Origin of the sequence: Sphingobium salicis subsp. salicis (assembly GCF_049472635.1) — a bacterium.
GTDB lineage: Bacteria > Pseudomonadota > Alphaproteobacteria > Sphingomonadales > Sphingomonadaceae > Sphingobium > Sphingobium yanoikuyae_A.
In genome coordinates this window covers 2,010,412-2,034,896 of sequence record NZ_JAYRCS010000001.1, presented here as the reverse complement: position 1 = coordinate 2,034,896, position 24,485 = coordinate 2,010,412, and the positions used below count along the sequence as shown (strand labels likewise).

Sequence of the window (24,485 nt, the reverse complement as noted above, 5' to 3'; positions counted from 1 at the left end):
GCCTCTTTTTTGAGGTTCAATAGGGAAGACGGGAATCTGTTTTTCTAAAGCCGATTGGCCGAATTATTTCTTCTCGGTCAAAATCAGCTTATTGGGTTTCGATCGGTCGATGGTGGCATCAAGAAAGCTGGCCAGCCCCTGCGCGACACGCTCGATGTCGCGAATGTCGATATCGGCGAATATCTCGCGATTGCCGAGCGCCGGCGTCGCCAGTTCAATCTTGGTCTCGCTATAGCTGTTGGCTTCGGCGATGATCTCGCTGATGGGAACATTGTCGAAGCTCTTCACACCGCTCACCCATTGTTGTTCGGATAGAGGCACAGGGATGACAGAAATCTCGGTGGCGAGTCTAGTCTTCAGCTTGAGCAGCTGCCCGGGCTGGAGCTGAAGCGGCGTCGCCTGATCGGCCGGGATCGAATGCGTAAAGGCTACCATGACGGGGGTGTCGATGGGATTGACGCGGACACCATTTCTCAAAGTTATATCGAAACTGCCGCCCTGGCTCGCCACGGTCGTGCCTGCGGCACTGACGACGAATGGTCTTTGAGCGTCCCGCGTGACGCTGAACCGCGCCCGTCCGCGCTTGATTGCCACATTGCGATTTGTGGCGGTAATCTCCACGAGAAGAAGCGTGTCGGTGTCGAGAAGCACCGATGTGCCGTCGCTTAGCCGCTCGGTACGCTTTTCTCCCACCCGGGTCTCGATCGGCGTGCGGGCTTCGCTTTGCGCGATCAACCTTGGCGCGTCATCTTGCGATCGCCACCAGATACTTCCCACGACGAGCACGAGCGCGAGCGATGCGGCAAGGGGCACAAACGGTCGGAAGCTTCGCTTGTTCTTGGGCGCATGCAGCCGGCGTGAACGCATGCGGAGCTCTGCAGCGGCGCCGCCTGCCTCAAGCATTTCGCGAACGGCGTCGAGATAGCGGGCCTCGCGGGACGGATCTGCCGCCACCCAGGCTGAAAAGTCAGCCTGATGCTCCCCCAGCCTGTCGAGGGCGGTGGGATCGGGAACGGCATGGTGATCAGCGAGGATGAGCATTGCCCACTCCATCGCCTCCTGATTGTCGCGCGCCGCTCGGGCAGCGCCAGTGTCAGTCATCATTGGCCTCGCGGTGGGCAACCACATGCTTGATGGCCCTTAGCATATGCTTTTGAACCACCCAGAGCGGCACATCCAGCTCCTTGGCGATCTCGACATAGGTCTGCCCTTCGACGCGGTTCCGCAGGAAGATGTCGAGCGTGTCGGGCTTGAGCTGGTCGAGGATCAGCTTCCAGCGGGTGAGGTCCTGACGTGCCTGCGTCTCGCGATGCGTATCGCTGGCGGCAATGAGGTCGAGATCGTCATCGAGCAATGTCGAGCGGCGCGATAGAAGCGTCGAGCCGCGCGCGATGAAATCGCGTAGCAAATTGGTTGCGATGCGCGTCAGATAGGCTTGAGGGCTTTCCAGCGCCTGGGCGGGCGCTGCGCGCACGAAGCGTGTAAAAGCCTCCTGGGCCAGTTCATCTGCGTCGGCCTGGTTACCGAGCTGGCGCGTGAAGAAGCGCATGAGGCGAGGCTTCTCCCTGTTGTAGAATTCCGGAAAGCGAAAGGGTTCGGCTTCGGAATCCGTGTGTCTGACGGGACCGCGTACGCGATCCTCGCTTCTGCCATGGCTCATCTGTCGCACCTATGTCCATCTCGGGGCGACGGCCGTGAGCCGGATGTTCGAAACCTGTGGAAACCGCAGGCGCATGCGCCTTTACCGTTGCCGGCTGGACATGCGCGCATGCCACCCGGCCCCAGTGAAACTGTGACCGAGCTGGTTTCCAAGGAGTTTCGACGCCCCGCTTCCCGGCTTTCACGGGAAGCGCGACCAATTTGCCGGAATGAAGGGTGAACGCAACCCCAAAGAGCGCGCTTTGTGACGTTTTTGCGCAGGCAGGCTGGAAGAGAAGAAAGGGGGGAGGGCGGCTGCTCGCTGCGCGAACACCGCGCTCTTGCCGGAGCGGCGTGCCGCCGCACCGGCCGGCCTCGGCTGCGCCGATCCCGGCCCTTCGAGCTGCGATCGCTGCCGCAAGAACGGATGCTTTAATAAGAACAAATGGGGCGCGGGAAGGGGCATCATGTGGAACATGGCGACCCTGAACAGCCGTGGTCGCCATCCCTCAGGTCCTCAGAAGGGAAGGGGGGAGGTGGTGGGTGGAGGTCGCCAGATTGGCTGGCTGCCATCCTGAAAGGAGTCTTCCCCCATGGCCCAACATCATAATGTAAGCAGCTGTCTCGCGAGGTTCGTGACGCGGATGCGTGACCGCGTCGCTGATGACATCTGCGCCGCGCGTATCGAACGCTACTTGGCAACGGCGGCGCTCGAAGAGGGCCAGCCGCCCCGTAAAGCGGCGGGCGAGAGGGATCCGGGTATCAACGAGGCGGTGGCGCGGATGGATGCCCTCACACGCGGCATTCTCGCCCTGGTGGTCAGTCAGAAAATGAGCGTCTCGCAGATCGCCCGGCGTTTCGGGATGAGCGAGGAGCGGGTCTGCCGGCATTTCAGGCGCGCCGTCGAGATGGTCGTAATGAGGCGAGACGATGGAAGCTGCGGCGAATAGCATTCATATCATGGGTTTGCCCGGCATTCGATATGCACGGCGGTGGACGACAGCGCCTGGGAATTGCATGGCAGGGGCCAATTATGGAAGGGGGCGCTTCTGGAACCTAAACGACACTCTGAGAGGCAAGGTTGAGGTCGAGAAAATCGATCAGCGCGCGCCAGGACAGCCCATGTGCGGTAGCGTCATAGGCCATGCGCGCGTCGCCCAGCCGATCGACATCCTCGTTGGTGAAGCTATGCCAGGCGTCGCCATAGGTCGTGATCTGCCAATGCGCCTGTGCCTGCATCATCTCCCTCTGGAACGCCGCAACATCTTCGTGAGGTACGAGCGGATCTCGCGCGCCGGTAAACACCGCTATGCGCGCCTTCACCTCACCAGCTTGCGCCGGTCGAGCCGTGGTCAGCAGGCCGTGGAAGCTGGCGACCGCTGCTATCTCGGCACCAGACCGCGCCAATTCCAGAGCGGCAAATCCGCCGAAGCAAAAGCCGATCGCGGCACTGGCGGCAGGATTGACCCCGGTCGCGGACAGAAGCGCGTCAAAACCCGCCCTCACTCGTCCGCGCACAAGATCAGGATTGCTGCGAAACGCATCCAGCGCATCGCGCATCGCCTCGCCTTCTAACGGCTCGCCATTTCCGTGCATGTCGGCTGCGAGAGCAGTATATCCGAGATTGGCCAGTTTGCGGCAATGGCGCCGGACATTGCCACCAATTCCGTCCGCTTCGTGGATGACCAGTACGGCGCGGCCATTGGGCTGGAGCCTTGGCCGAAAAAGCTCGCCGAGCAGAGCCTTGCTCCCATGGAAATAGGCATAGGGCTCGCCGCCAATGTCGTTCATCAAGCGTTCCTGCATTCCGGTTTTGGGAAGAAGGGCTTCCTAATCAGCTCCTGCCTCTACCAGAATCTGTTTGATCAGCTCCAGCTGCGCTTCGTCGTTCACGTCAATCGAAACGAGGACGGGCGAATGCAAAGCAGCATCGTCTCGTTCCTCTTCCAGCGGTGCGGCTGCGTCTCCGCCACTAATCTCCTCCCCGACACTGTTTTCGGGTCCATCAGCGGCGACAAAAATGTCGCTGCGCTCGATTCCGTGAGTCTGCACCAGCAGTTCAACCGCGTTTTCAGCTTCGGCGCGGGTGGCGAAGCGCGCTTCGATTGTCTGGCTCATCGTTACTCCTCTTTTGTAAATGAACAGGCATCAGGCTGGGATGCGGCGCAGCGGCTGAGTGAGGCAGTGTATGCCTCCCCCGCACGCAGCGAACTGAGAAATGTCGATCTCGTCCACAGCGTAGCCCGCCTTGCGCAGCGCGGTCGTGACAACCGTATCGGTGGCGCTTGTGAGGATTCGGCGCCCGCCTAGCGAAAGGATGTTACAGCCGAGCGAGGACGAGAGCGCCGTGGGCATGGGGATGATTTTGATACCGCGCTCATATAGAGCCTCGACGAACGTCGGGTCCAGCAGCTCCAGGCAGCCGATCGCCTCGTCCTTTTCTACCATGCAGAAAATAGTGTCGAGGTGCAGATGGTCGGCATGAAAGGGGCATAGCAGCACATCCCAACCCGCAGCCCGAAACGGCGCCGCGAACTCTTCCGCCCCCGCGGCGCAACTGCGTTCGCCCGACATACCCACTATGAGGAGACCCTCTCGCACAACGCAGACGTCCCCGCCTTCGATCGTGCCACGCGTGATCTGCCGCACAGGTATATTCCACTCAGCACAGGTTTCCAGCAGCGCATCGACTTCGCCTCGGCGGTGCGGCATGGCTGGATTGAGGGCGGTCATGCCCCATGGCGTCGCGACACCGATGTCGCGGGTGAAGCACATGTCCGGCAGATCGCGAAGTGGGGCGAGGCTATGACAGCGCACGCGATGCCGCTCTAGCGCCTCTACAAGCATGTTATGCTGCCGCAGAGCCTCAGCGGCATCGGTCTTAAAGCCGGCAGCCAGGGCCTCACGGGTGACGGCGCAGCAGGGCACGGGCGTCAAATGAAGCGGCGGGCAGAGGATGACGTCGGTCAGCCGGTCAGTCTCGCTTACAACATGACTCTCAAGAAATACCGGCGGCACCTTGCCCGCCATGACGCCATCAAATGCACCGAAATCGACTTTCATGGTCATCTCCTGACCACGACAACCGAAACCCGTTATCGGCAGTTCCCCAGCTTATCATCGGTTAGGACGTTTTGAGGCGATCGGGTTGGCATATCGGGAGCGCCTGAGGCCAATCGGCGCGCGGCTTTTTGACCGGCGTTGGGACTTTCCCGACCGTCCGGTCCTGAGGGCCGGATCGTTGATTCCGGACATGCGGAGATCGCAAACGAGCCTTCCACGGCGCCAACCATACGGGCACTTCAACTGCCGCTTTTTGACCATCCAAAACCGGCCGCGCTGAGCATGAGTGCAAAAATGGTCACCAAATTGAACGGAGATGCGAACTATTATAAACGCGTCGACCACACTTTCGCACTTGGCTATAAAATAACGCATGTAATTCATATCTATATATAAAAATCGATAATATTAGAGGTTGCAATTTCATTTTTAGTAAAAATTTCATTTCACTTCTGTAGCGAAATTGATTTTAGGATTGACATTTTTCAATTATACCGTATTTTTGTTGATGCTTAACGTCGCCTGCGACGGAGCTCTCCCCCATTTGGGTGCCGCTTCCTTTCTTGCGCTATCAGCTTCGCCTGCAATTTCGCGGGTGGATTCTCTGTTTTCGTGAAAGGAAACACTCATGCCTATCGGCACCGTAAAATTCTTCAATGCTGACAAGGGCTATGGCTTCCTAGCGCCCGAAGATGGCGGACCGGACAGCTTCGTCCATATTTCTGCTGTCGAGCGCGCGGGAATGATAATGCTGCATAAGGATCAGCGCCTGAGTTACGAAGTCGAAGCAGATCGGAGGGGCAAACAGTCTGCTGTGAACCTTGAGACTGCTTAAGATAGTCGTCGAGGCAAAGCGCCCCCTATAATGCATTAGCGGCGCGGCATCCCGTCGCGCCGGTTTGCCTGATCATTGGATGGCAAGACCGTACCGCGCAAGCGCTCGAAATGTGACCACTTGGCCCCGCCAAAGCTGTGGCGGGTTATGCTCCGGCTGTTCTTGTGCGCCTTATGCGCCGACACAAGGCGCCGTTTAGCGAGACTTTTTCATTACATCACACGCCAAGATGCGTGTTTCAGGAATATCATGAATCTCAGTATCCGTTCGAATATGGCTCATGCCAAATTATCGTCCGCGACTGGCAAAACGCCGCGTTCATTTTACCAAAACGTCCCTTTGGGCACTCTGCCCGTGCGCGAATTGCGCAGGGCTGTCGCTGAAATGATCGATTGACGTCCGTCGCAACGACATCCAACTCGCAGGAGATCGACATGCCCGCCACGATCGACTTCTACCTGGCCCGCGTCGCACAATGTGACAAAGAGGCGCAGGAAACCAATCTGGCGAATGTGAAAGAGCGCTGCCTGCGGTCAAAAGCTGCATGGCAGACCATGTCTGATCGCGCTTTGCTGGTCCAGATCGACCGCAAAAGACAAGCGCTGGACAAGATGCGAAAAAAGGATGAGCATCTTGATTAAGCGGGCTGGAAGACGGTTCGACGGTCCATATCTATCTTCGGATCAGATCGAGCGCCAAGGGCATATTCTTGAACTTGCCATAGCCCGATTGGGCTCTCAGGGCGCCATCGCATTTCTGAACGGCGAAGAGCCCGGCCTCGGCGGCCGACCACTAGATATCGCGGTAAAAAGCTCTTCGGGGCTTGAGGCGGTAAAGCGAATTCTCGAAGAACTCTGATAGATATTGTCAGATTTATCATTGATGTTTTTGCGCTTAAGCATCCGCGCATCGTTGCCCGATGGCCAAGGGCTGGGTCACGAACAGCGCAAGGTCGCGCTGATGAATATGCGGAACCCCGACCATAAGCCAACAAGCTTGGGATGCAGTCCAGCACCGTCATCTCCACTGTCAAGGCGATGGGTATGAAGGCAGTTCCATTGGGCCGGCGGCAAAACAGGCGTGGATGGGCAGGGGAAGGCAGCCCGCCAGGCCATCCATGGTCATGAGCGGGCGCTGCATTTGCTGTCAGCGCCAGGTGAGTGAGCGCATTTCTTGGTTGCCAACCAATTATGCCGAATTCTCGAACAGAGTGGAGGAGCGGCATATTGGATGGCTGGGACGATCTGAAGATCGATGAATTATGAAAATCTATAAAACTTGTTATGATGTTAAATAGATATCAAAGTGAATATGGTATAATATAATTTTTTCAAAATAATTAATGGTGCCATACATATTTGATCTCAAATATCATGCATTATATTTTATGAAATATCGTTGCTATGTCGATTCAATAATTTTTAAGGTTTTTCGTGTTATTTCTAAATTGAATTATGGACATTGAGAATATTATTTGATAAACAGAATTATTGCGCGAAATTTGCTGCAAGCATTCGCCGTGACAGAGAGACCAACGTGCTCCCGCTTGCCAGCTGAGGGAGCCCATCCGTGGAAGATCTAAATTATTTGCTCAAGCGCGAGCAGGAAGAGTTGCTGCGTGCCCAAAGCGCGCATTGCCGGGCTGCCTCCCATGCGCATCAGCGTTTGGCCAACGGTTATGCGCAGCGCATTCGGGAGCATGTGCACCCCTATCGATCGCAGCGTCCCGATGGTTCAGCCCCTTTCGCTTTGAACGAGCAGCGGGGGGAGCGGATATGAGCAGGGCCATGAACATCATGGAATCAGCCGACGCCGTGCGGCTGGTCTGCCAAAAAAACGGCTTCAGGATTTCGGTTCTCGAAGCGCTCGACTCTGGCGGCGTGCGGATCGTTCTGCTTGACCCACGGGATGCCGATGCACTTCGCGTTTTAATGAAGGGTAAGCTGATTGAAGGTTCTGTCACACGCTCCCGGTCGCATGTGGCCCGCCACCATCCGCCGTCAGCACGATGAATATGGCCATGGGTCGGTTCGACTATCTTAACCGCCGGAGATTGGCCGAGTTGAAGCATGCTGAGCTTGCGGAGAATCCTGCGATCAGAGCCAGACACGAGGATTTGGCTCGTGCCTATGCGAAGATCATTTCCGTGTTGCAACGCGAAGAGGCTTCATCGCCTCTACAGCAGTGGCAATTCTGAACTAACCCGGCCAAGTGCCATCACGACAAATCAAATGGGAGTCTCCGGTTTACTGACCTGAGAACGACGATGCCTGCCAAGCCCGGTCGCGCGCTGTAGCGAATGGAAGCCTGGCAGGCTCAGTCTCATGCTTGAAAAGCTGGTACGGACTGTCAGGCCCCGCCCTTGGCTGCGAACCAGATATTGTGCCAGCGTTCGGCGCTGCCGCTAAAGGCTGGCAACAAGATCTCATCCAGACAGAATCCGGCCTGCTCCAGCCTTTCGGCAAATGCGTCATCGCTGTAGGCTGACCATATCGACAGTAGGCCGCCCGGTTTCAGTGCCGCATAGGCCATTTCCAAGCCGTCGGTCGAATAAAGCCTGTCGTTGCTTTTTCTGATGAAACCGTCTGGACCATTATCGACGTCGAGCAGAATGGCATCGAAGCGATCCTTCTCATGGGTAATGACATCAAACACGTCGGCCAATTGAATTCTGACTCGCGGATCTGTCAGATTGGTACCGAACAAGTGCATCAAAGGTCCGTTCGCCCAGCTTATGATTTTGGGCACGAGCTCGGCAACCGTGATGGTCGCGCTTTGTGACCAGGCGTCGAGCGCAGCCCCAAGGGTGAAGCCCATGCCGAGGCCGCCAATCAAAATATTGCCATCGCGCTGAACAAGACGCTCTTGGGTCAGCCTTGCGAGAGCCTTCTCGGATTCATGATCTCGACTGCCCATCAACTCATCATCGCCAAACTGGATCGAGAACTCTGTCCCACACTGGAGGAGGTGAAGCTGGCCACCGCCCGGAATATCGGCAATATCGACCGTAATTATCGGGAGGCTTTTGTCCGATCCTGCCCCGTTTTCCTGTACTCCTTTCCTTTCTGGGGATGCGTCTTTGCCATTCCAGGCGTCATTGCAGGCAGGGGGCGACGACCGCGCAATGCGCGTTCCGCTATAGTTCATGGAATTCCTGTCGCGTTCTGGATCAAGCGCGCCGTAAACCGAAGTGGCGTCGATTACGCGGTGACACCGAACCATGCCTGCCTTTTGGAGGCATGGCAAGGAAGGCTATACCGCACGGTGTAGCCTTGGAGACTGCGATTTGGCGGGAAATAGCCAATGCGTCTCGACCAACAATATAGGGGCACCACGATTAGTCGCTAAAATATCAAATGAATTTGGGAACTTAATCCATATCAATCCGCTTACAGTCTATCGGTGACATGTGTGGCGCGTCACCGGCTGAGAGACCTCGTGCTCCCGCTTCTAGGGAGGACATATGCTGTCAGGATCGTGCGTGCTGGTCGTCGAGGACGACCCGCTGATTGCGATGGTGATTTGTGATAATGTGGAGAGTGTAGGCGGCACAGTCGCCGGGCCGTTTTCAACGGTCGGTGAGGCTCTAACTTTCCTGACTCAGGCGAAGATTGACGCTGCCATCGTAGACGCAAATCTCCGGGATCGCGACGTCACGCCTCTCGCACTTTTCCTGATGGAAACCGCAATACCCTTCATAGTGTACAGCGCTGCGGGCCTTCCTCCAGAGCTGCACGCGCAGCATCCCGACTTGCCGCTGGTCATGAAGCCAGGAAAACCGTTGGAAAGGCTTTTTGCGCTCCTTCGGAACGGCGCTACTGACGCATTATGACGGTGATCCCTTCCATCATCATTCAAGTCAAAATCCGGGCACCGAACTAATTCTTGAAAAGCAATCTGGCAGAGTAAGTAAATTTTTGGAGAAACTCTGCATCGCGCGAATTTTCGTCGAGGGATGTATTGCGTCATTTCCGAGGTTCAAGCGGGCTCGCCCATTTATTCTGCCATTCATCCAAAGCCTCGTTCAGCTTTTGGATGTCGGCATTGGAGAGATTCGTGCCGCGAGCCAGTTTCTCCCGTGCTGCACCGAGAAGCGCGGTCAAACGTTCAAGGCATTGGGACGGATTACCACCTACCCTGTCTTTCGCGCGGATAAGCATATCGGCAAGATCGATGGCGGAAGTGGACGGGCACATATGCGTCTCTCCTGTATTTTCGGGAGCGCATGTGTCTCTCAGCCACTGCGATTTGCGCAGCGATTAGCTGCCATACCATAGTCACAGCGACACAACCAATCCGATTGACGTTCCGCAGCTTCGAAGATCGCTCCCGAACCCCTGATTTAAGGGGCGTGGATGAATTCGGCGCGCTGAATGAGCGGGATGGATGGATTACTGTCATGCTCCTCCCGTAAACGGGAGAGGAAACAAGGTCCTTTCTGGTCGACAGCCATTTGGCAGCTATTTCCGCCCGCAACCATTTTCCCAGCTCGGGAAAAGGACAGACAGCTATCTGCCACTATCTCGCATCCAAAATCGGCAGGCGGACCGGTCACACTTTTGGATGGAAAATCGGCGGCTGAACCGGTTACCAGGGACGGAGCCGACAAGCCGAGGTGCCGGGGTGTCCCAGGCCTGTCGCTCTTCATTTATTCTGTTCCAGGACATTGGCCGTATCGGCGACATACATCATTCTTCAGACAGCCGAATTGATGCAAGGACTATCGGGAGATGTGCTAGGATGACGCATCACCCATATAATGCCGCAGGCATTTCGTGACAGAGAGACCATCGTGCTCCCGCCTGCTTTCGGGAGAGAGTGATGACTCTGCAACATCAATGCACGCCCTTGGATAAAACCTGCTGGCTACGTCCATGACGAAGCGTACGAGCAGCACATCCGTGACATTCAGGGCGCCTTTCCAGTTACCAGGACTTGGGTTCCTGCCTGCAGGTACCTATGCACTCGATACCGACGAAGAGGCTTTTGCAAGCAATACAGGGACGGTCTATCAGTGGATTGCGACGACGCTCCACATTCCAACAGGTAGCGGATTGGAGAGCCATCGGATCGAGCTGGAGGACTTGGAGCAGGCGCAAAAGCGGGACGAACAGGCTAAAGTCCAGGCCCGGATCGAAGGAATGGCGGCGGATGGTTCCGATCTCCTTGGCCCCCCTTCTTCGATGAACTCGTGGCGCTGGGTGCCTTTGTGGGTGCGCCACGCGCGTTCGGACGGGCGACCATGACCATCGCACTCAATAGTGCTTTGATGTGCAGGCAGCAAGAAGCCCTGCACCGCCAGAGGGCGGCCGAGACGCCGCTCGCCCATGTTCGCGCCGTTGCCCTGCGCGCGGCTGCGGCCTGGGGCCGTCAGGCGGTAGAGGCGGCCGACATCGAAGCCGGCGTGCGCCGTTTGCTCAGCGCAGAGGATGCAGCGATCGCGCTAGAATTCCTGATCGAAGATGCGGCCGAGCCTGCAGAACCAGCCAATCATGTCGTGTCAGAGGGGGTGGCGGAGGCAACCTCAATAAGACAAAGTCCGCTTCATTGCGGGACAGGAGCCCCTTGATGATCCTTCACAATCTACTGCGCCGGCATCGGCCCGATCCGGTCGAGGAGCATGTGGAAAATGGCTTGCTTATGTCGGCATGTCTGCTGTGTGGTCGCCCCATGGTCAAACCTTCGAAACGGGGCTGGCAACTGGCGGGACGGGTCAGGCCATGACGGATAGCGAAGCGATCGAACAGGACCCATTTGAGGACATTGCCTTTGGCACCTGGCTGATCGGTCAGCACGGCCGAGACGGCTGGATCGGCGATCTAGCAAGGGCGGCCAAGGCGGATCGAGGATTTCCGCGGCATGGCGACCCGGACGCCGTGCGTCTTCACCTCAATAAGATGCAGGCTGAAAGCGACATGTTTGAAGCGGTCGATGACGCCGAACGATTATGGGCACCATTTTGATGCGCCTCCGACGTTGTGTTTTATAATGTGCCGCCGCGATCCCTATATTGACTGGTGATCAGCGGTACCGAGCATGTCCGGTGCCGCTTCTCCAAAAAATCGAACGCCGGTCGAGAGTTTCGACCGAATTTCCAGAGGCTGGAAACACCTGCGTTGCGTTGGGCTGGCCCCTCGCGCGCCCGATGGAGTACGACCCATGATCGCTTATCTCATTCTCGTGCATCGCTTTCCCGAGCAATTCAAACGCATGTTCCGCGCAATCGGTAGCAGTCAGCGAAATATATAGTGAGATGTCTGAACTTTATGCTTAACGCGCTGCGAAGGCGATGGACAGGTTGATTCATCCCGATCTAGGCTGAGCTTGCACTCGCCTAACCGCAAACCACTGCATAGGATTATCTCTCCTATACCGACCGGCAGCTATCGCTCACCGGCGGGCTGAAAGCCGTCATTCTGCAATCGGCCAGTCTCGAACGTTCCGATCGGCAAAGCGGACCGGCCGCACCTGGGAATGAAAAATCGGCTGCTGAACGGCGGCAAAGGGTCGACTGCCGACCAAGCGTCTGATTTTACCGCATGGCCCTCCCGAATCACATTATTCGCTAAGACGCTGCTCCATCGCCTAGCGGAGCAAAGAACCGTCACCATAGCCTTTATATCGATCGCCTCATTCGCACAGCGGCCGGCATTCCAGAGCAAGTGCAGCATCGTTGATCAGGAAATGATTGACCCTTTGAAACGCTCGGCGAGCGTGTTCTGGATGGCAGACCTTGCCACGGCGCCTCTTGCTTGATAGCTGTGTTGCATAACCAACACAGATGGCATGGCTAGTACATGTACGCACTGCGATGGTGGGTTTCCTCGCAGGCGCATCGCCTGCGGCGGCAAAGGCGGGGCCCATTCTCCCGAACATGACTGCCATCCTGAAAGAACAGCATGTTGAAAGCGCGTCAGTCGCGGTGATCCGCCGCGGGCGCGTCGTTTCGGCGAAGGCTTGGGGTATGTCCAGGCCCAGGCTGCGCAGCGACCGCCTCCACGTCGTACAATTTAGCATCGGCACCCGCCGAATGAACCAGGAAGGATTAAAGCTTGCCTGAGCGAGCCATGCTACCCCTGATGATCGCATGAGGGTCTATGGATGATCGGACAATGACTGAACATATTGCGCGCCGGATCCGCGTGCTCAGGGCAAGCCGGCCAATGCTCGGTATTGGGCGTACTTTTGTAACTCGTGTCGTCAAGAAGCTTCGTGACGAAGGCACGATCGCAACGCCCCGCTGCGTTTTCACGGTGAAGGATGAAGATTTGCTGTGGCGGACGGCCTGCGCATGCACTACCCCGATCGAATTTGATTTCGATACCGTTCTGCATGGCATCTATCCGTCTGGCTGACCTGCGCTCGAGACATAGTCGCAAGGAACTCCACGTCCCTCCGCCCGGGCCCTTTGGGACGTCCCGGCGGCGTGGCGGCCCTTCCAAGACTAGCGACATTGGGCGTTCAGCAGCTTCCGGTCGGCAACTGGCCTGCCTGTAGGGAATTTGGCATGCGGCCAATCTCAACGTCTGTTTGATTGCGTGTATCGGAGGGAGAGTCACATAGTCTGCGCTGCGCACCTCGCCTTTCCACTCAAGGGCATGGTCTGACAGTGCCGCGTTCCCCTTTGACAGCAGATTTGCACGCTCCATGGTGCCCAGCGGAACACTCATGCGCCCGCTCCGTTAGGTCTCAGCCACACTGATGGCCAGACTTTAGAAGAGGATCGAGGAAATGGTTCAAGCATCAGCGCTTTTTGATACCCATGCTGAAGCCGAACGCGCGGTTTCCGACCTGCGCGCGCTAGGCGTGACCGACACCGACCTATCGGTCATTGCCCACCATGGTGGCACCACGACGACGCGCTCGGGGGATGGCGAGATCACCGATGAGCACCATCGAAACATCCTTCGCGGCATCCTGGGAGGCGGTGCACTCGGAGCTGGTCTGGGGGTCGCGGCACTCGCAATTCCTGGTGTGGGTCCGCTGGCCGCCGCCGGCGCCATCGCCGCTTCGGCTGTTCCCGAAGCGATCGGCCTCGGCGCTGTTCTTGGAGCTGTCGGGGGCAGCCTGAACGAAGTGCTGACCAAGCATGGCATAGAGGAAGAAGACGCAGCCTATTATAACAGCGGCCTCAAGGATGGCAGAGTATTGGTCACTGTGAACGATGCAGGGATTGACCAGGACCTCGTCCGGGACGTTCTTTATCGCAACGGCGGGCATAATGCTGCGCGGGCACGGGCTGCCATTCTGTGATACTGTGCGGCCGGGAGCGAGCGTTCCCGGTCGCATCCTGATCACCAGTCTCGTAAGCAGCGGGCAGGGACTTCCAGCCTCACTGCGATCTGGAATTTCCATCAGCGATCCGTCGCCCTGCATGCCAGTTGAGCGCCATGGTCCGACGGCTCGAGATTGACCTTTCGACCTGCAAAGGACTCATGGCCATGACCAAGGACGACAGCAAGCCATTCTTGCCTCCGGGATATGACGGGGACGAGAAGACGACCGGGGAACAGTTGAAGATCACTCCTCTTATTGACGTTGATGGACCTGACAGAGGGCGCAGAGCCCGGGAAGGATCCGGCGCTGTTGCCGGTAGCGGCGCGGGTGCTGGCGGCACTGCGATCGGCACCGAAGACTATGACGCGGATAGTGCAGGGGGGGGGCGGTCCGCCACTCGATGCCGGCAAAGGGCATAGGGCGCTGCCTGACATTAAAAATAAGAAAGGCGGCGCGGGAGAAGACGTCGACCTTCCTCCAGGGTCTTCGTCGACGTAACGCCGCGGTCTCGCGGGGCATTCCCGCACACGCGTTGGCCACGCTTGGAATCGCTGACCCTGTGCTCGTCGGTGCTCTGCGGCTTGAGCTTGCGCATCGCGCGTCCGCCGGGCCGGGAGTCCCCATCAGGTGCCTCGTCCGACGCCAGCGCAGGTGCCGTTGGCTGAGCTCAAACAGAATCAAGCTTGTCCAGGCGTCTGCGAGGGGGGGCCTGAGCGCGCATCAAAATGGATCGGTGTGCTGGAGCTCGGTGCCGATAGTATCGCAGACGAAAATTCTGGGCACGTCCGTCAATGTCGGCTGTTGGGTGAATTGAGGAGAGCGCAAAATGTCCGAAAGGATTGTGCCGATAGGGTCCTGACTGAGCGGGACTTGGTAAAGTTGGGGGACTGGTTTCGACGCCACTTTCCCATCGCGAGGAACGACATGTTCGCCGACCTTATGGCGAGGCTGGACAAGATTCCGTTCGATGCCAAGCTAGACCCAAGACCGGGCGGTAAGCATTGTCCAGGAGTGAAGCGGGTGATGCCTGTGCACGTTGGGGTGGCGACAGGTTAACAGCATGCGCTGCGCGGCCTCGACACGACCATCGGCTGGCGCGGGTCGGCGCGGACCGGGCATGGAGTGGAGCGTCGCGAGTGCCCGATGCAGAGAGGTCGCGTGGAAGATACGGAATGAGCAGCGGCTGGGACGGCGTCAGCACCTTGGTAACGCGCACCATTTCGAGAGCGTCGCGGTTGGAGTGAGCGCCACTTGCTGCGATCCGATCGCACTTCCAACGCCCAGGGCGAGTGGGGCACCCTATCGCTTGCAGCTCCGGCGGATGCACGCGCAACCGCCCCAGCAGTGGGCCAGCCGTAAGGCAATGCCTCCGCTGTCGGGACCGCTGCTACGCCGGATTATCGGCCAGAGGAAATCATGACCGGCTCTGACATCAACGGATTGATCGCCAAGGCTCAGCATCGCAATCGGCCGCAAGCCCTTTCTCGGTTCGACTTGCAGGGCAACGGTACCGCGCTGGCGGCACCGGACCCGTGGCCTTTCATGACGGGTTCTTACTGCGCTGACGGAGGACCGCCACGTCGATCATCTTATGCGTGACGCGCTGCTTACACATTGGTGGTCGCCTCACTTCACGCGAGTACGGGGCGCCTGGCCTTAAGCCGCGCGACCATCAATTCGTTGCTTTGTGTCTCCGCCATCGAGATCGCGCTGTTGCCTGCGGCATCCTGAACATGAGGATCGCCGCCACGATCGATTAACAGGTCGACAATCGCGCTATGGCCGAAGAGTGCCGCCATCATCAATGCCGTCTGACGTGCCGAATTGGCGACGTGGGGGTTGGCACCGGCGTCGAGCAGCAGTTTGGCAATCTGCGTATATCCCTTAAATGCAACGCCCATGAGCGCCGTGTTACCGCGAACGCGATCCTGTTGATCGACCGGCGCGCCGCTCTAGAAGCGCCGCGGTCGCGGCTTCACGCCCGTGATAGCTTGCCAGAATCAAGGGCGTGTAACCCTTCGGGTCCAGCGCCGTGATGTCTGCGCCTGCTTGAAGTAGCGCAGCAATCACGTCGTCGCGACCTAGCCGCGCCGCATCGAACAGCAACTCCTGGATGCGCTCTGGCGAGGGCAGTGACGGAGGCGCCTGATCGTCGTTGGCTGGGCCGCCTATTGCCTCACTTGGCATCGAGATCGACCCTCAGCTCCCGCGGCCAGTAGCGCAAACCAGCGATCGCCTCCACGAAGGCAGCCGCGTCCTTGGCGGTCGCAAGCGCGAGGCAGGCTTCGTCAAGATCGTCAGCGATGCCACCCTTGTCGAAGATCGGCTGGGCTTCTTTGGTCAGGCCGATATATTTGCAGTGACCAAAGGCATCGCGCACGAAGTCCTGCGTGGCAGCGTCGGTCGCGAGCAATGCAGCGCCTTCGCCCGAAACGACAACCGCCACCGCGTCGAACAGAGTGGAGGGCCCGCCGTCGATTTTCTGCTTGGCGGCCACCTTCGTGCCGTCCGAAAGGGTAACCCCGCCGATCTTTGGAGCAATCACTTCATAGATCGCGCCGACCTTATCGATTGCTTTCACCAGGCCGTTGAACACGCCCGCATCGGCCCCGTCGCTCAGCAGAATGCCCAGCTTACGGCCTTTGAAACTGGGCGGCCCGTTCTTGACGATGGAGAGGGCGTCGGAGGGCGGCAGATCGGTAAGGGTTGGCCGGGCCGCCTGAGCCGGCACAGGAAGTTGCGACAGGCCAAGGCCATCTGCCACCGTGGCGGCAAGGCCATCGTCGATGTTGAGCAGGTGGGAGACCATCCGGGCGCGGATGTCGGGTCGTTCGACCTTGCTCAGCTCGAAGACGAGCGCATCGGCGATATGCTTCTGCTCGATCGGCAGCTGGCTGATATAGAAGAGGCGCGCCTGGCTGTAATGGTCAGCGAAGCTTTCCGGCCGGATCCGCAGTTTGGCGCCATCCTCAGTCGCCGCGAAGCTTGTGAATCCGCGGACCGGATCCTCGCGTGGGCCACCGATCGTGGCACCCCAGCTGTTGGGCTCGTAGTTCACCCGCCCACGTGGATTGGTCATCGCCATGTGCCCGTCCTGCTGGAAGTGGGCGACCGGGCATTTAGGCGCGTTGATCGGGATGTGCGTAAAATTAGGTCCACCTAGCCGCTTGAGCTGGGTGTCAAGATACGAGAAGTTGCGGCCCTGCAGCAGCGGGTCGTTTGTGAAGTCGATCCCGGGCACGACGTTCTGGGTGCAGAAGGCGACCTGCTCGGTCTCCGCGAAGAAATTATCGACGACGCGGTCGAGAACGAGTCGGCCGACCACGCGCACCGGCAGGATGTCTTCTGGGATGATCTTCGTCGCATCAAGAACATCGAACGGAAAGCTGTCCGCGAACGCCTGATCGAACAATTGTACGCCAAGCTCCCACTCAGGGAAATCGCCGCCGTTGATGGCATCCCAGAGGTCGCGACGATGGAAGTCCGGATCCGCCCCATTGATCTTGACGGCCTCGTTCCAGAGCACCGACTGCAGTCCCTGTTTGGGCTTCCAGTGAAACTTGACGAAGGTTGAGTTGCCCTCGACGTCGACGAGGCGGAAGGTGTGCACGCCGAACCCCTCCATCGTGCGAAAGGAACGGGGGATCGTACGGTCCGACATAATCCACATGACCATGTGCATGCTTTCCGGGGTCAGGGTGATAAAGTCCCAGAAATTGTCATGCGCCGTCTGCGCCTGCGGAAAGGCGCGATCGGGCTCGGGCTTGGCTGCGTGAATGAGGTCCGGGAATTTGATCGCGTCCTGAATGAAGAAGACGGGAATGTTGTTGCCAACTAGATCCCAATTGCCCTCATTGGTGTATAGCTTGACGGCGAAACCTCGAACATCACGGGCGAGATCGAATGATCCCTTCGATCCGGCGACCGTCGAGAAGCGCACGAAGGCGGGGGTGCGTTCACCGACACGCTGGAAGACGTCTGCGCGGGTGACGTCGGCTAGGCTGTCGGTGAGCTCGAAAAAGCCGTGCGCGCCATAGCCGCGGGCATGGACCACGCGCTCAGGGATGCGCTCATGATCGAAGTGGAAGATTTTCTCGCGGAAGTGCGGATCCTCCAGCAGCACTGGCCCGCGTGCCCCTTGCTTGAGGCTGTTCTGGTCGTCCGCGACCGGGACGCCCTGCTGCGTGGTGAGTACCGCAATGTCGCCTTCCGCTGCCTGGTGCGTTTCGCCACCATCACTCTGTGGCTCGGCAAAGCTTTCGGAAACGGTCGCGTCAGCGGGAATGAGAGAGGCCTTCTGGGGAGATTCGCCTGACAGCGGTGCACCGGGAGCGATGTCGGCTGGAATAACGCCTTTCCGAGGTGCAGCTGGTTTCTTGACCATGAGAAGCTCCCTTTTGTGAAACGGTGGTGGCGCGCGCTCTATTAAACAAGCCGTGCCTCCGACCACTTCAAACCTGCGACTTAGGATACGGTTGCGGCTGGTGAGCAAAATAGATGATGTTTGATGCTCATCGCGTAAAATTGATCTGCCCCCGCCGAGTGGACCGATAGGTTTGTTAGTGCATTAAGCTGATCGCCGCCATATCCGGCCGGAGGTGGAGCGAAGCGGAACCGGAGGCCGGATATGGCGGTGTCGCCGTTTCTGGTGCCGGTCGTCGGTATCCCAGGCTGCTATGAGGGCGGACGGTGTTGTAATGCCGCCGCCAGGCTTCGATCAGCAAGCTGGCTTCGGCGAGGCTGTAGAAGATCCACCATTGAGCAGTTCGTCGCAAAGCGCCCCGTTGAAGCTTTCGTTATATCCATTCTCCCATGGTGATCCCGGGGTGATGTAGAGCGTCTTCACGCCGATCTGACGCAGCCATTTCTGGACGGCGGTCGCGATAAATTCGCTTCCGTTATCAGACCGTATATGTGCCGGAGGACCGCGCGAGATGAACAGATCGGCCAAGCCGCCAGAACATCCTCGTGTTTCAGCTGACTCGCCACGATGAGCGCCAGGCACTCCCTGCTGGCCTCATCGGCGATGGTCAGGATTCGGAACTTGCGCCCATCATGTGTGCGCCCCTCGACGAAATCGTAGGCCCATACATGCCCCGGATATTCAGGCCGCAAGCGGATGCATGAACCGTCATTGAGCCACAGGCGTCCCCGCTTTGGCTGGCGCAGCGGAACCTTCAGCCCCTCACGCCGCCAGATCCGCTCAACCCGTTGATGGTTCACCGTCCATCCCGCCTGGCACAGCAATGCCGTCACCCGGCGATAGCCATAACGACCATATTGCTTCGCCAAAGCGATGATATCCTCTGTCAGCGCTTGTTCGTCATCCGCCCCCGCGTGGCGCCTTGCGCTGCGTCGATCGATGCTGGCCCAGAACCCGGCATATCCGTCGCTCGGATATCGGAAACTCTCGTCGCACGTGATCAATGCAGCGTCGCCGTCGCGCGGGGCTCAGAAGTTTCCCTTGACTGCCTCCTGCAGGATCAGCTTGTCCAGCGTCAGGTCCGAGATCGCCCGGCGCAACCGCTGGTTCTCCTTCTCCAGATCCTTCACCCGCCGTGCCTGGTCGGTTTTTAGGCCGCCATATTCCTTCCGCCAGCTAATGGGATGGACGGCTCTCCCACCCCGGAGCATCGTTGTGCAACCGGCAGTCGAAGGAGAGGAATGATGACCATCGATGTACTTGGTATTGATCTGGCGAAGAATGTCTTCCAGCTGCATGGCGTTGATCGCAAGGGCAATGCGATTTTCAAACGGCGGGTCATGCGCGACCAACTACTTTCGGTGCTGGCCGGGATTGAGCCCTGCACCGTCGCGATCGAAGCCTGCACAGGAGCATTTTGCTGGGCCCGCCAATTTGAAGAGTTGGGCCACAACGTGAAGATCGTGAGTCCTCAATATGTGAAGCCATTTGTCCGCAGGCAGAAGAACGACGGCAACGATGCCGAGGCGATCTGTACGGCTGTGCGTCAACCCCACATTCCGCTGGTGCCTAAGAAAAGCGTTGAGCAACAGGATATCCAGGCTCTACACCGCGCCCGCCAGCGTCTTGTGAACCACCGAACGGCCCTGGTCAGCCAGATGCGCGGGCTGCTGCTTGATCGTGGCATTGCCTTTGCCAAGTCGATTACCCGGGTGAGACGCATGATTCCGGAGATACTCGCACGCGCCGACTCCGGCCTCTCGACTATGGCCCGTGAGACCATTGCCGAGCTCTGGGATTTCTTCTGCGATCTCGAACGCCGCATCGAGCATTTCGACAAGAAAATCGAAGCCGTCTTCAAATCGAGCGAGCCCTGTCAGCGTGTCGCCAGGATCAAAGGCGTTGGGCCCAAAACGGCAACAGCGATTGTCGCGGCGGTCGGCGATGGTTCGGACTTCAGGAATGGGCGCCACATGGCGGCCTGGCTTGGATTAGTACCGCGCCAGTTCTCGAGCGGTGATAAGGCGGTGCTTATGGGCATCTCTAAACGAGGAAGCCAGCATTTGCGCAGCCTATTGGTTCACGGCGCGCGTGCCGTCGTGAGAACGGCACCCAATAAAAATGATCCCATCAGCCAATGGGCCAACCAGCTTCGGGAGCGACGCGGGTTCAACCGCGCAACGGTTGCCATCGCCAACAAGAATGCACGGATAATCTGGGCCGTGCTTCGAACGGGCGATCAATACCGCGCCGCCGCCTGAAGAACCGAACCAGTTTGCGAGTAGACGGAGAAATGGACTGCACTGATCGAGCCGACGCGCGACGAGCCTGACTATTATCGAGGCCCTTGAGGCCTACCAGCTGTAGAGGTGCGCGTGTGCGGATTTCCCATTTGGGCGCTCTGGACAACCAGCTGACGCCGGATAGATGTTTGCAACTGATCCACGCAGAACGTTTCAATGCCGCTTGCAAAGGGAGAGCCGTCCATAGAGATAATAGGTCTGCTCGCTGACCGCGATCCGTCGACATGCCTCGGCCGTCGAGGGCTCCTGCGCCAGCACGATCTCAACTTCTCGCAGCCTGCCGATAATCTCTTCCGACTTGTGCTTCTGGCTTGGCATTCAATGTCCCTTCGTGGTCCAGACTATGATAGTATCTGGGCCACTCAGCGGGGGGCAGATCACGCCGTCCTGGCCGGGACTGGCGGGTTCCATCCCAACACCCGCCATTCCCTAAGCCTCGAAGATCGCTCTAGAAACGCACCAGACTGGCCGACTTCGGAATGTCGGCTTACCGGCGGGTAACCGGCGATAGCCGCCGGACCTCTTTCGGGCAGTCGACACGACCGCAGGCGGAGATAGCTGTCTGTCGCCCATCGACGGTGGGTTCAACGGGTGGCGACAACACTTTAATCTTTTGAGGAAGATGGAGTGTCGCGATGAAGCAGCGTCGTCGGATATATTACACGGCCAGCCAGCGAGCGGAGATATGGGATCGTTGGCAGCGCGGGGAGTCGATGAGTTCGATTGGGCGCAGGTTTGATCGAGCGTCATCGTCGGTATTTTCGGTGATCGCGCCGACCGGGGGCATCCGGCCTGCCGATCGCAAGCGCGGCAGCCGTGCGCTGAGCCTTGCGGAGCGGGAGGAGATATCGCGGGGTCTGAGCGTCAGCGAACCGTTGCGTGCGATAGCCCGTCGGCTGGGCCGCGCGCCCTCGACGATCAGTCGGGAAGTTAGGCGTAACGGCGGTATTGCACGGTATCGGGCGACCGCGTCCGATCAGGCGGCATGGGATCGTGCCTTGCGGCCCAAGCCCTGCAAGCTGGCTTGCTCGCAGCCACTGGCCCGGGCAGTATCGGCCAAGCTGCGTCGCAAATGGTCACCGGAACAGATTGCGGGGTGGCTCAGGCGCAGCTTTCCCAAGGAGCCGCACAGGCAGGTGTCGCACGAGACCATCTACAGAAGTTTGTACATACAGGCGCGCGGGGTTCTGAAGAAGGAACTGCTGGAGCATCTGCGCGCCCGACGCACCATTCGCAGGTCGCGGCACGCCAGCCTCAAGCGCAATGGCCTCGGACAGATCAAGGATGCCGTGTCGATCAGCGAGCGTCCCGCGTCGGTCGAGGATCGCGCCATTCCCGGCCACTGGGAAGGCGATCTGATCGGCGGCACGAAGAACAGCTACATCGCCACGCTGGTCGAACGGCATTCGCGTTATGTGATGCTGATCAAGGTCGCCAACAAGGATACAAGAAGCGTCGTGTCGGCGCTGATCAGGCAGACGCAGCGCCTGCCGCGCGAACTCTACAAGTCGCTTACGTGGGACCGCGGCAAGGAACTGGCCGATCATCCGCGCCTATCGCTGGCTACCGATGTCGAAATCTATTTCTGTGATCCGCAATCGCCCTGGCAGCGAGGCTCCAACGAAAACACCAATCGCCTGCTGCGACAATATTTCCCCAGAGGAACCGATCTGTCGCTATACAGCCAGGCCAAGCTGAGTGCCGTCGCTCGCCAACTCAACGAACGGCCAAGGAAAACGCTCGAATATCAAACGCCCGCTGAGCGTTTTCAAGCTTGTGTTGCCGCCACCCGTTGAACCCACCGTCGTTTTAACCGGAGCGACAAAAACTAACCGCGCTGACATGCTACAGGTCCGTTGAACGGGTCCGACGGTTGGGGACCCGTTCGGTCCTAATACGCAGTGCTTGTACTCCCATGGATGCTCTTGGCTGGGTCGAAGCCGGTTCAGCGTCACTGTTTCGCACCGAATATGTCATCTAGCGCCAAACGCAACGTCACTTTCAGTCCCTCGGGCCTGAAATCGAAGTCAGCGCCGCTACTTTCACCGCGCAACGCTCGGTCGATCATTCGGGAACCGAATCCTTTTCGGGCTGGTGCTGAGGTAGGCGGTCCCCCCACTTCCGACCAAACTAATATGATCGCCTTATCTGAACTTTCGGCCGTGCGCGACCAAGCAACATCAATCTTGCCAGCCTCGTTGGAAAGGGCGCCATATTTGACTGCGTTGGTCCCTAGTTCGTGAAGAACCATCGCCAGTTGCAGAGCCTTGTCAGACGATACCGCGACCTCGGGCCCGGCGATTGTGATGCGGGGACGATCGCCCTCGATGAACGGACTTAGCGCACGGTGCACGACATGCCCTACATCGACCAACTCCCAGTTCTGCTGGGTGAGCAGATCGTGTGCGCCCGATAGCGCCAGCAAACGCGAAACAAATGCCCGCACTTCAGCCGGCGGGGCCTCTCGGAAGGTTTGCACAGCGATGGCCTGGATCGTGGCGAGCGTGTTCTTTACGCGATGCTTGAGCTCATGAAGCAACAGCTCTTTGGCGTCTTCGGCACGTCGGCGCTGTTCGATTTCCAGTTGCGCGGCCTTGTGTAGGCGGGCATTGTCCATGGCGACGGCCGTCTGGGCCGCTATAGCCGAGACGAGAGTCTCAGCGTCGCCCGAAAACTTGCCCGGCTGATCGTGAGCGAAGAAGAGCCCGCCCAGCACCTCGCCAGAAACGGAGGTGACCGGCACTGCCAGATAGCTCACTACAGGCAAATGCCCAGCAGGCATGCCGTGATGCGGGGCACTGTGGCCGTATCGTGGATCTTGGCGGATGTCATCGGAGCGCACGACGCCCTCGCCGGCGAAGGTCGGCGCAAAGACCGCCGTATTACGCGGCATGCCGAACGTTTCGAAAGCTTCGCGGGGCGCCCCGGATAGGGTGTAGAGATAGTAGGCTTCTCCAGCAGCGTTAATAACGTTGTAGAAGAAGGCTCCGAATTTCGCACCGGTCAGTTCAGTGGCGATATCGGTGACCTCTTCGACAATGCGATCGAGATCAAGGTCCCGGGCAATGACATTTGCTACGCGGTTAAGCGTCTCGAGGCGTTCCGCTTGGCGAGCGATTAGCGCTTCCGCCGCCTTGCGATCGGTGATGTCCCGGGCGATTTTCGAAGCGCCTACCACGGTCCCGTCGGCGTCCTTGATCGGCGAGACGGTGAGTGAGATATGGAAAAGAGTCCCATCCTTGCGCCGCCGCACCGTTTCGAAATGCTCGAGCCGCTCGCCTCTTTTAAGGCGGCTGATGATCTCGTCCTCTTCCGCGCGGCGATCGTCCGGAATGAGGGTGAGAATGGATTTGCCAATAATCTCCTCCGCCGAATAGCCGAAGATGCGCTCAGCAGCGGCATTCCAGTTTGTGATCACGCCCTCGAGGGTCTTGCCGATGATCGCGTCAGAGGATGATTCTACGATGGCAACGAGTCTGCTGGCCGCGGCCGATGGAACCTCGTCTTCTGAGATTTTGGCGTTCAGCGTCATAAAGCGGCGTCCCTATAGTGCGACCAGCCTAACAGCTGCCGAGTTGTTCCACCGCTTCTAGCAGTCGCTCAATATCATAGGGCTTGTCGAGCACGAGGTCGAACAGGTCGGTCCGATCACGCGCGATAGCGCCTTGCGCGCCGCTCACCAGCAATATGGGAATGCGACGTAGCGCTTCGTCGGCGCGTACGACCTCGGCGAGCTCAAGGCCGGTCATCAACGGCATCATGAAGTCGGTGATGATAAGATCGGGACGTTGCTGTCGCACGAGCTCCAGAGCGGCTGCTCCATGAGCCGCGTCACGCACCTCATGACCCGCGTCCTCGAGGCATACGACCAGCATGTCGGCGATCAGGAATTCGTCTTCGGCTACCACAATTTTCATGAATTGCGCCCCAATCGGCTCAGATTGAG

The 24,485-nt window shown here is 58.6% G+C and carries 26 protein-coding genes and 2 pseudogenes; 14 read left to right on the top strand and 14 right to left on the bottom strand.

What is annotated here, in order from left to right; all coding sequences use genetic code 11:
- Nucleotides 1–63: 63 nt before the first annotated feature.
- Together VHN57_RS09835 and VHN57_RS09830 are read right to left on the bottom strand one after the other, a co-directional pair.
- Complete coding sequence (locus VHN57_RS09835) at nt 64–1,041, bottom strand: FecR family protein (RefSeq protein ID WP_026109096.1); 978 nt, start codon at nt 1,039–1,041, stop codon at nt 64–66.
- 52 nt (nt 1,042–1,093) lie between these two features.
- Entirely contained in the window at nt 1,094–1,660 is a 567-nt protein-coding gene (locus VHN57_RS09830; RefSeq protein ID WP_026109097.1) for an RNA polymerase sigma factor, read from the bottom strand.
- Nucleotides 1,661–2,231: 571 nt separating this feature from the next.
- On the opposite strand from VHN57_RS09830, the gene VHN57_RS09825 reads away from it, so the two are divergent.
- Nucleotides 2,232–2,588, top strand: coding sequence for a sigma factor-like helix-turn-helix DNA-binding protein (locus tag VHN57_RS09825; RefSeq protein ID WP_017500756.1), 357 nt, complete (start codon nt 2,232–2,234; stop codon nt 2,586–2,588).
- A gap of 106 nt (nt 2,589–2,694) precedes the next feature.
- Here the strand turns inward: VHN57_RS09825 and VHN57_RS09820 are convergent, their stop codons facing one another.
- The 3 genes from VHN57_RS09820 to VHN57_RS09810 are packed head-to-tail and all read right to left on the bottom strand — an operon-like array spanning nt 2,695 to nt 4,701.
- Complete coding sequence (locus VHN57_RS09820; RefSeq protein ID WP_157228480.1) at nt 2,695–3,429, bottom strand: dienelactone hydrolase family protein; 735 nt, start codon at nt 3,427–3,429, stop codon at nt 2,695–2,697.
- A gap of 39 nt (nt 3,430–3,468) precedes the next feature.
- A complete protein-coding gene (locus VHN57_RS09815) occupies nt 3,469–3,756 on the bottom strand; it encodes a hypothetical protein (protein ID WP_017500758.1) in 288 nt (95 codons plus the stop codon).
- 30 nt (nt 3,757–3,786) lie between these two features.
- The gene (locus VHN57_RS09810; RefSeq protein ID WP_375188800.1) at nt 3,787–4,701 is read right to left on the bottom strand and encodes a dimethylarginine dimethylaminohydrolase family protein; all 915 of its coding nucleotides are present in this window, start codon (nt 4,699–4,701) and stop codon (nt 3,787–3,789) included.
- Between the two features lie 628 nt (nt 4,702–5,329).
- On the opposite strand from VHN57_RS09810, the gene VHN57_RS09805 reads away from it, so the two are divergent.
- From VHN57_RS09805 to VHN57_RS09785, 5 genes are all read left to right on the top strand, one after another.
- Nucleotides 5,330–5,536 carry a cold-shock protein gene (locus VHN57_RS09805; RefSeq protein ID WP_375188801.1) on the top strand — a complete coding sequence of 69 codons (207 nt, stop codon included), beginning with the start codon at nt 5,330–5,332 and terminating at the stop codon, nt 5,534–5,536.
- A gap of 434 nt (nt 5,537–5,970) precedes the next feature.
- Nucleotides 5,971–6,177 carry a hypothetical protein gene (locus VHN57_RS09800; protein ID WP_010335982.1) on the top strand — a complete coding sequence of 69 codons (207 nt, stop codon included), beginning with the start codon at nt 5,971–5,973 and terminating at the stop codon, nt 6,175–6,177.
- Entirely contained in the window at nt 6,161–6,394 is a 234-nt protein-coding gene (locus VHN57_RS09795; protein ID WP_072893435.1) for a hypothetical protein, read from the top strand. Before VHN57_RS09800 ends, VHN57_RS09795 begins: the two co-directional genes overlap by 17 nt.
- Nucleotides 6,395–7,105: 711 nt before the next feature.
- Entirely contained in the window at nt 7,106–7,315 is a 210-nt protein-coding gene (locus VHN57_RS09790; RefSeq protein WP_080572788.1) for a hypothetical protein, read from the top strand.
- 8 nt (nt 7,316–7,323) lie between these two features.
- Complete coding sequence (locus VHN57_RS09785) at nt 7,324–7,548, top strand: hypothetical protein (protein WP_234831964.1); 225 nt, start codon at nt 7,324–7,326, stop codon at nt 7,546–7,548.
- Nucleotides 7,549–7,885: 337 nt separating this feature from the next.
- On the opposite strand, the gene VHN57_RS09780 is transcribed toward VHN57_RS09785, so the two are convergent.
- Nucleotides 7,886–8,683 carry a spermine/spermidine synthase domain-containing protein gene (locus VHN57_RS09780; RefSeq protein WP_125999340.1) on the bottom strand — a complete coding sequence of 266 codons (798 nt, stop codon included), beginning with the start codon at nt 8,681–8,683 and terminating at the stop codon, nt 7,886–7,888.
- A 334-nt stretch (nt 8,684–9,017) separates the two neighbouring features.
- Here VHN57_RS09780 and VHN57_RS09775 point away from each other — a divergent pair, with 334 nt between their 5' ends.
- On the top strand, nt 9,018–9,368 hold the full coding sequence (locus VHN57_RS09775) for a response regulator (protein ID WP_037523031.1): 351 nt from the start codon (nt 9,018–9,020) through the stop codon (nt 9,366–9,368).
- A gap of 133 nt (nt 9,369–9,501) precedes the next feature.
- Here the strand turns inward: VHN57_RS09775 and VHN57_RS09770 are convergent, their stop codons facing one another.
- The gene (locus tag VHN57_RS09770) at nt 9,502–9,732 is read right to left on the bottom strand and encodes a hypothetical protein (protein ID WP_125999339.1); all 231 of its coding nucleotides are present in this window, start codon (nt 9,730–9,732) and stop codon (nt 9,502–9,504) included.
- Between the two features lie 678 nt (nt 9,733–10,410).
- Here VHN57_RS09770 and VHN57_RS09765 point away from each other — a divergent pair.
- The 5 genes from VHN57_RS09765 (at nt 10,411) to VHN57_RS09745 (ending at nt 13,789) form a co-directional block, all read left to right on the top strand.
- On the top strand, nt 10,411–10,782 hold the full coding sequence (locus tag VHN57_RS09765; protein ID WP_037523030.1) for a hypothetical protein: 372 nt from the start codon (nt 10,411–10,413) through the stop codon (nt 10,780–10,782).
- Entirely contained in the window at nt 10,779–11,105 is a 327-nt protein-coding gene (locus VHN57_RS09760; protein ID WP_234831478.1) for a hypothetical protein, read from the top strand. The genes VHN57_RS09765 and VHN57_RS09760 overlap by 4 nt, the downstream gene beginning before the upstream one ends.
- Before the next feature lie 151 nt (nt 11,106–11,256).
- Nucleotides 11,257–11,499 carry a hypothetical protein gene (locus tag VHN57_RS09755; RefSeq protein WP_010339352.1) on the top strand — a complete coding sequence of 81 codons (243 nt, stop codon included), beginning with the start codon at nt 11,257–11,259 and terminating at the stop codon, nt 11,497–11,499.
- A gap of 1,149 nt (nt 11,500–12,648) precedes the next feature.
- Nucleotides 12,649–12,891 carry a hypothetical protein gene (locus VHN57_RS09750; protein ID WP_293919436.1) on the top strand — a complete coding sequence of 81 codons (243 nt, stop codon included), beginning with the start codon at nt 12,649–12,651 and terminating at the stop codon, nt 12,889–12,891.
- Nucleotides 12,892–13,267: 376 nt separating this feature from the next.
- Complete coding sequence (locus VHN57_RS09745) at nt 13,268–13,789, top strand: hypothetical protein (protein WP_157228602.1); 522 nt, start codon at nt 13,268–13,270, stop codon at nt 13,787–13,789.
- Nucleotides 13,790–15,444: 1,655 nt separating this feature from the next.
- Here VHN57_RS09745 and VHN57_RS09740 read toward each other — a convergent pair.
- The 4 genes and pseudogenes from VHN57_RS09740 to VHN57_RS09725 form a co-directional block, all read right to left on the bottom strand.
- A complete protein-coding gene (locus VHN57_RS09740) occupies nt 15,445–15,714 on the bottom strand; it encodes an ankyrin repeat domain-containing protein (protein ID WP_017503561.1) in 270 nt (89 codons plus the stop codon).
- Between the two features lie 10 nt (nt 15,715–15,724).
- On the bottom strand, nt 15,725–16,000 hold the full coding sequence (locus VHN57_RS09735) for an ankyrin repeat domain-containing protein (RefSeq protein ID WP_313326164.1): 276 nt from the start codon (nt 15,998–16,000) through the stop codon (nt 15,725–15,727).
- A complete protein-coding gene (locus tag VHN57_RS09730) occupies nt 15,990–18,197 on the bottom strand; it encodes a catalase (protein ID WP_026109702.1) in 2,208 nt (735 codons plus the stop codon). Before VHN57_RS09730 ends, VHN57_RS09735 begins: the two co-directional genes overlap by 11 nt.
- Before the next feature lie 175 nt (nt 18,198–18,372).
- A pseudogene (locus VHN57_RS09725) lies at nt 18,373–19,411 on the bottom strand (IS3 family transposase); the annotation flags it as partial.
- A gap of 69 nt (nt 19,412–19,480) precedes the next feature.
- On the opposite strand from VHN57_RS09725, the gene VHN57_RS09720 reads away from it, so the two are divergent.
- Complete coding sequence (locus tag VHN57_RS09720; protein WP_026109761.1) at nt 19,481–20,497, top strand: IS110 family RNA-guided transposase; 1,017 nt, start codon at nt 19,481–19,483, stop codon at nt 20,495–20,497.
- Between the two features lie 231 nt (nt 20,498–20,728).
- On the opposite strand, the pseudogene VHN57_RS09715 reads toward VHN57_RS09720, so the two are convergent.
- Nucleotides 20,729–20,857 (bottom strand): annotated as a pseudogene (locus VHN57_RS09715) (IS3 family transposase); the annotation flags it as partial.
- Between the two features lie 317 nt (nt 20,858–21,174).
- Between VHN57_RS09715 and VHN57_RS09710 the strand changes: the two are divergent.
- The gene (locus VHN57_RS09710) at nt 21,175–22,335 is read left to right on the top strand and encodes an IS30 family transposase (protein ID WP_026109398.1); all 1,161 of its coding nucleotides are present in this window, start codon (nt 21,175–21,177) and stop codon (nt 22,333–22,335) included.
- Nucleotides 22,336–22,490: 155 nt separating this feature from the next.
- Here the strand turns inward: VHN57_RS09710 and VHN57_RS09705 are convergent, their stop codons facing one another.
- The gene (locus VHN57_RS09705) at nt 22,491–24,071 is read right to left on the bottom strand and encodes a sensor histidine kinase (RefSeq protein ID WP_017502239.1); all 1,581 of its coding nucleotides are present in this window, start codon (nt 24,069–24,071) and stop codon (nt 22,491–22,493) included.
- A gap of 28 nt (nt 24,072–24,099) precedes the next feature.
- A complete protein-coding gene (locus VHN57_RS09700; protein ID WP_017502238.1) occupies nt 24,100–24,456 on the bottom strand; it encodes a response regulator in 357 nt (118 codons plus the stop codon).
- Nucleotides 24,457–24,485 lie beyond the last annotated feature (29 nt).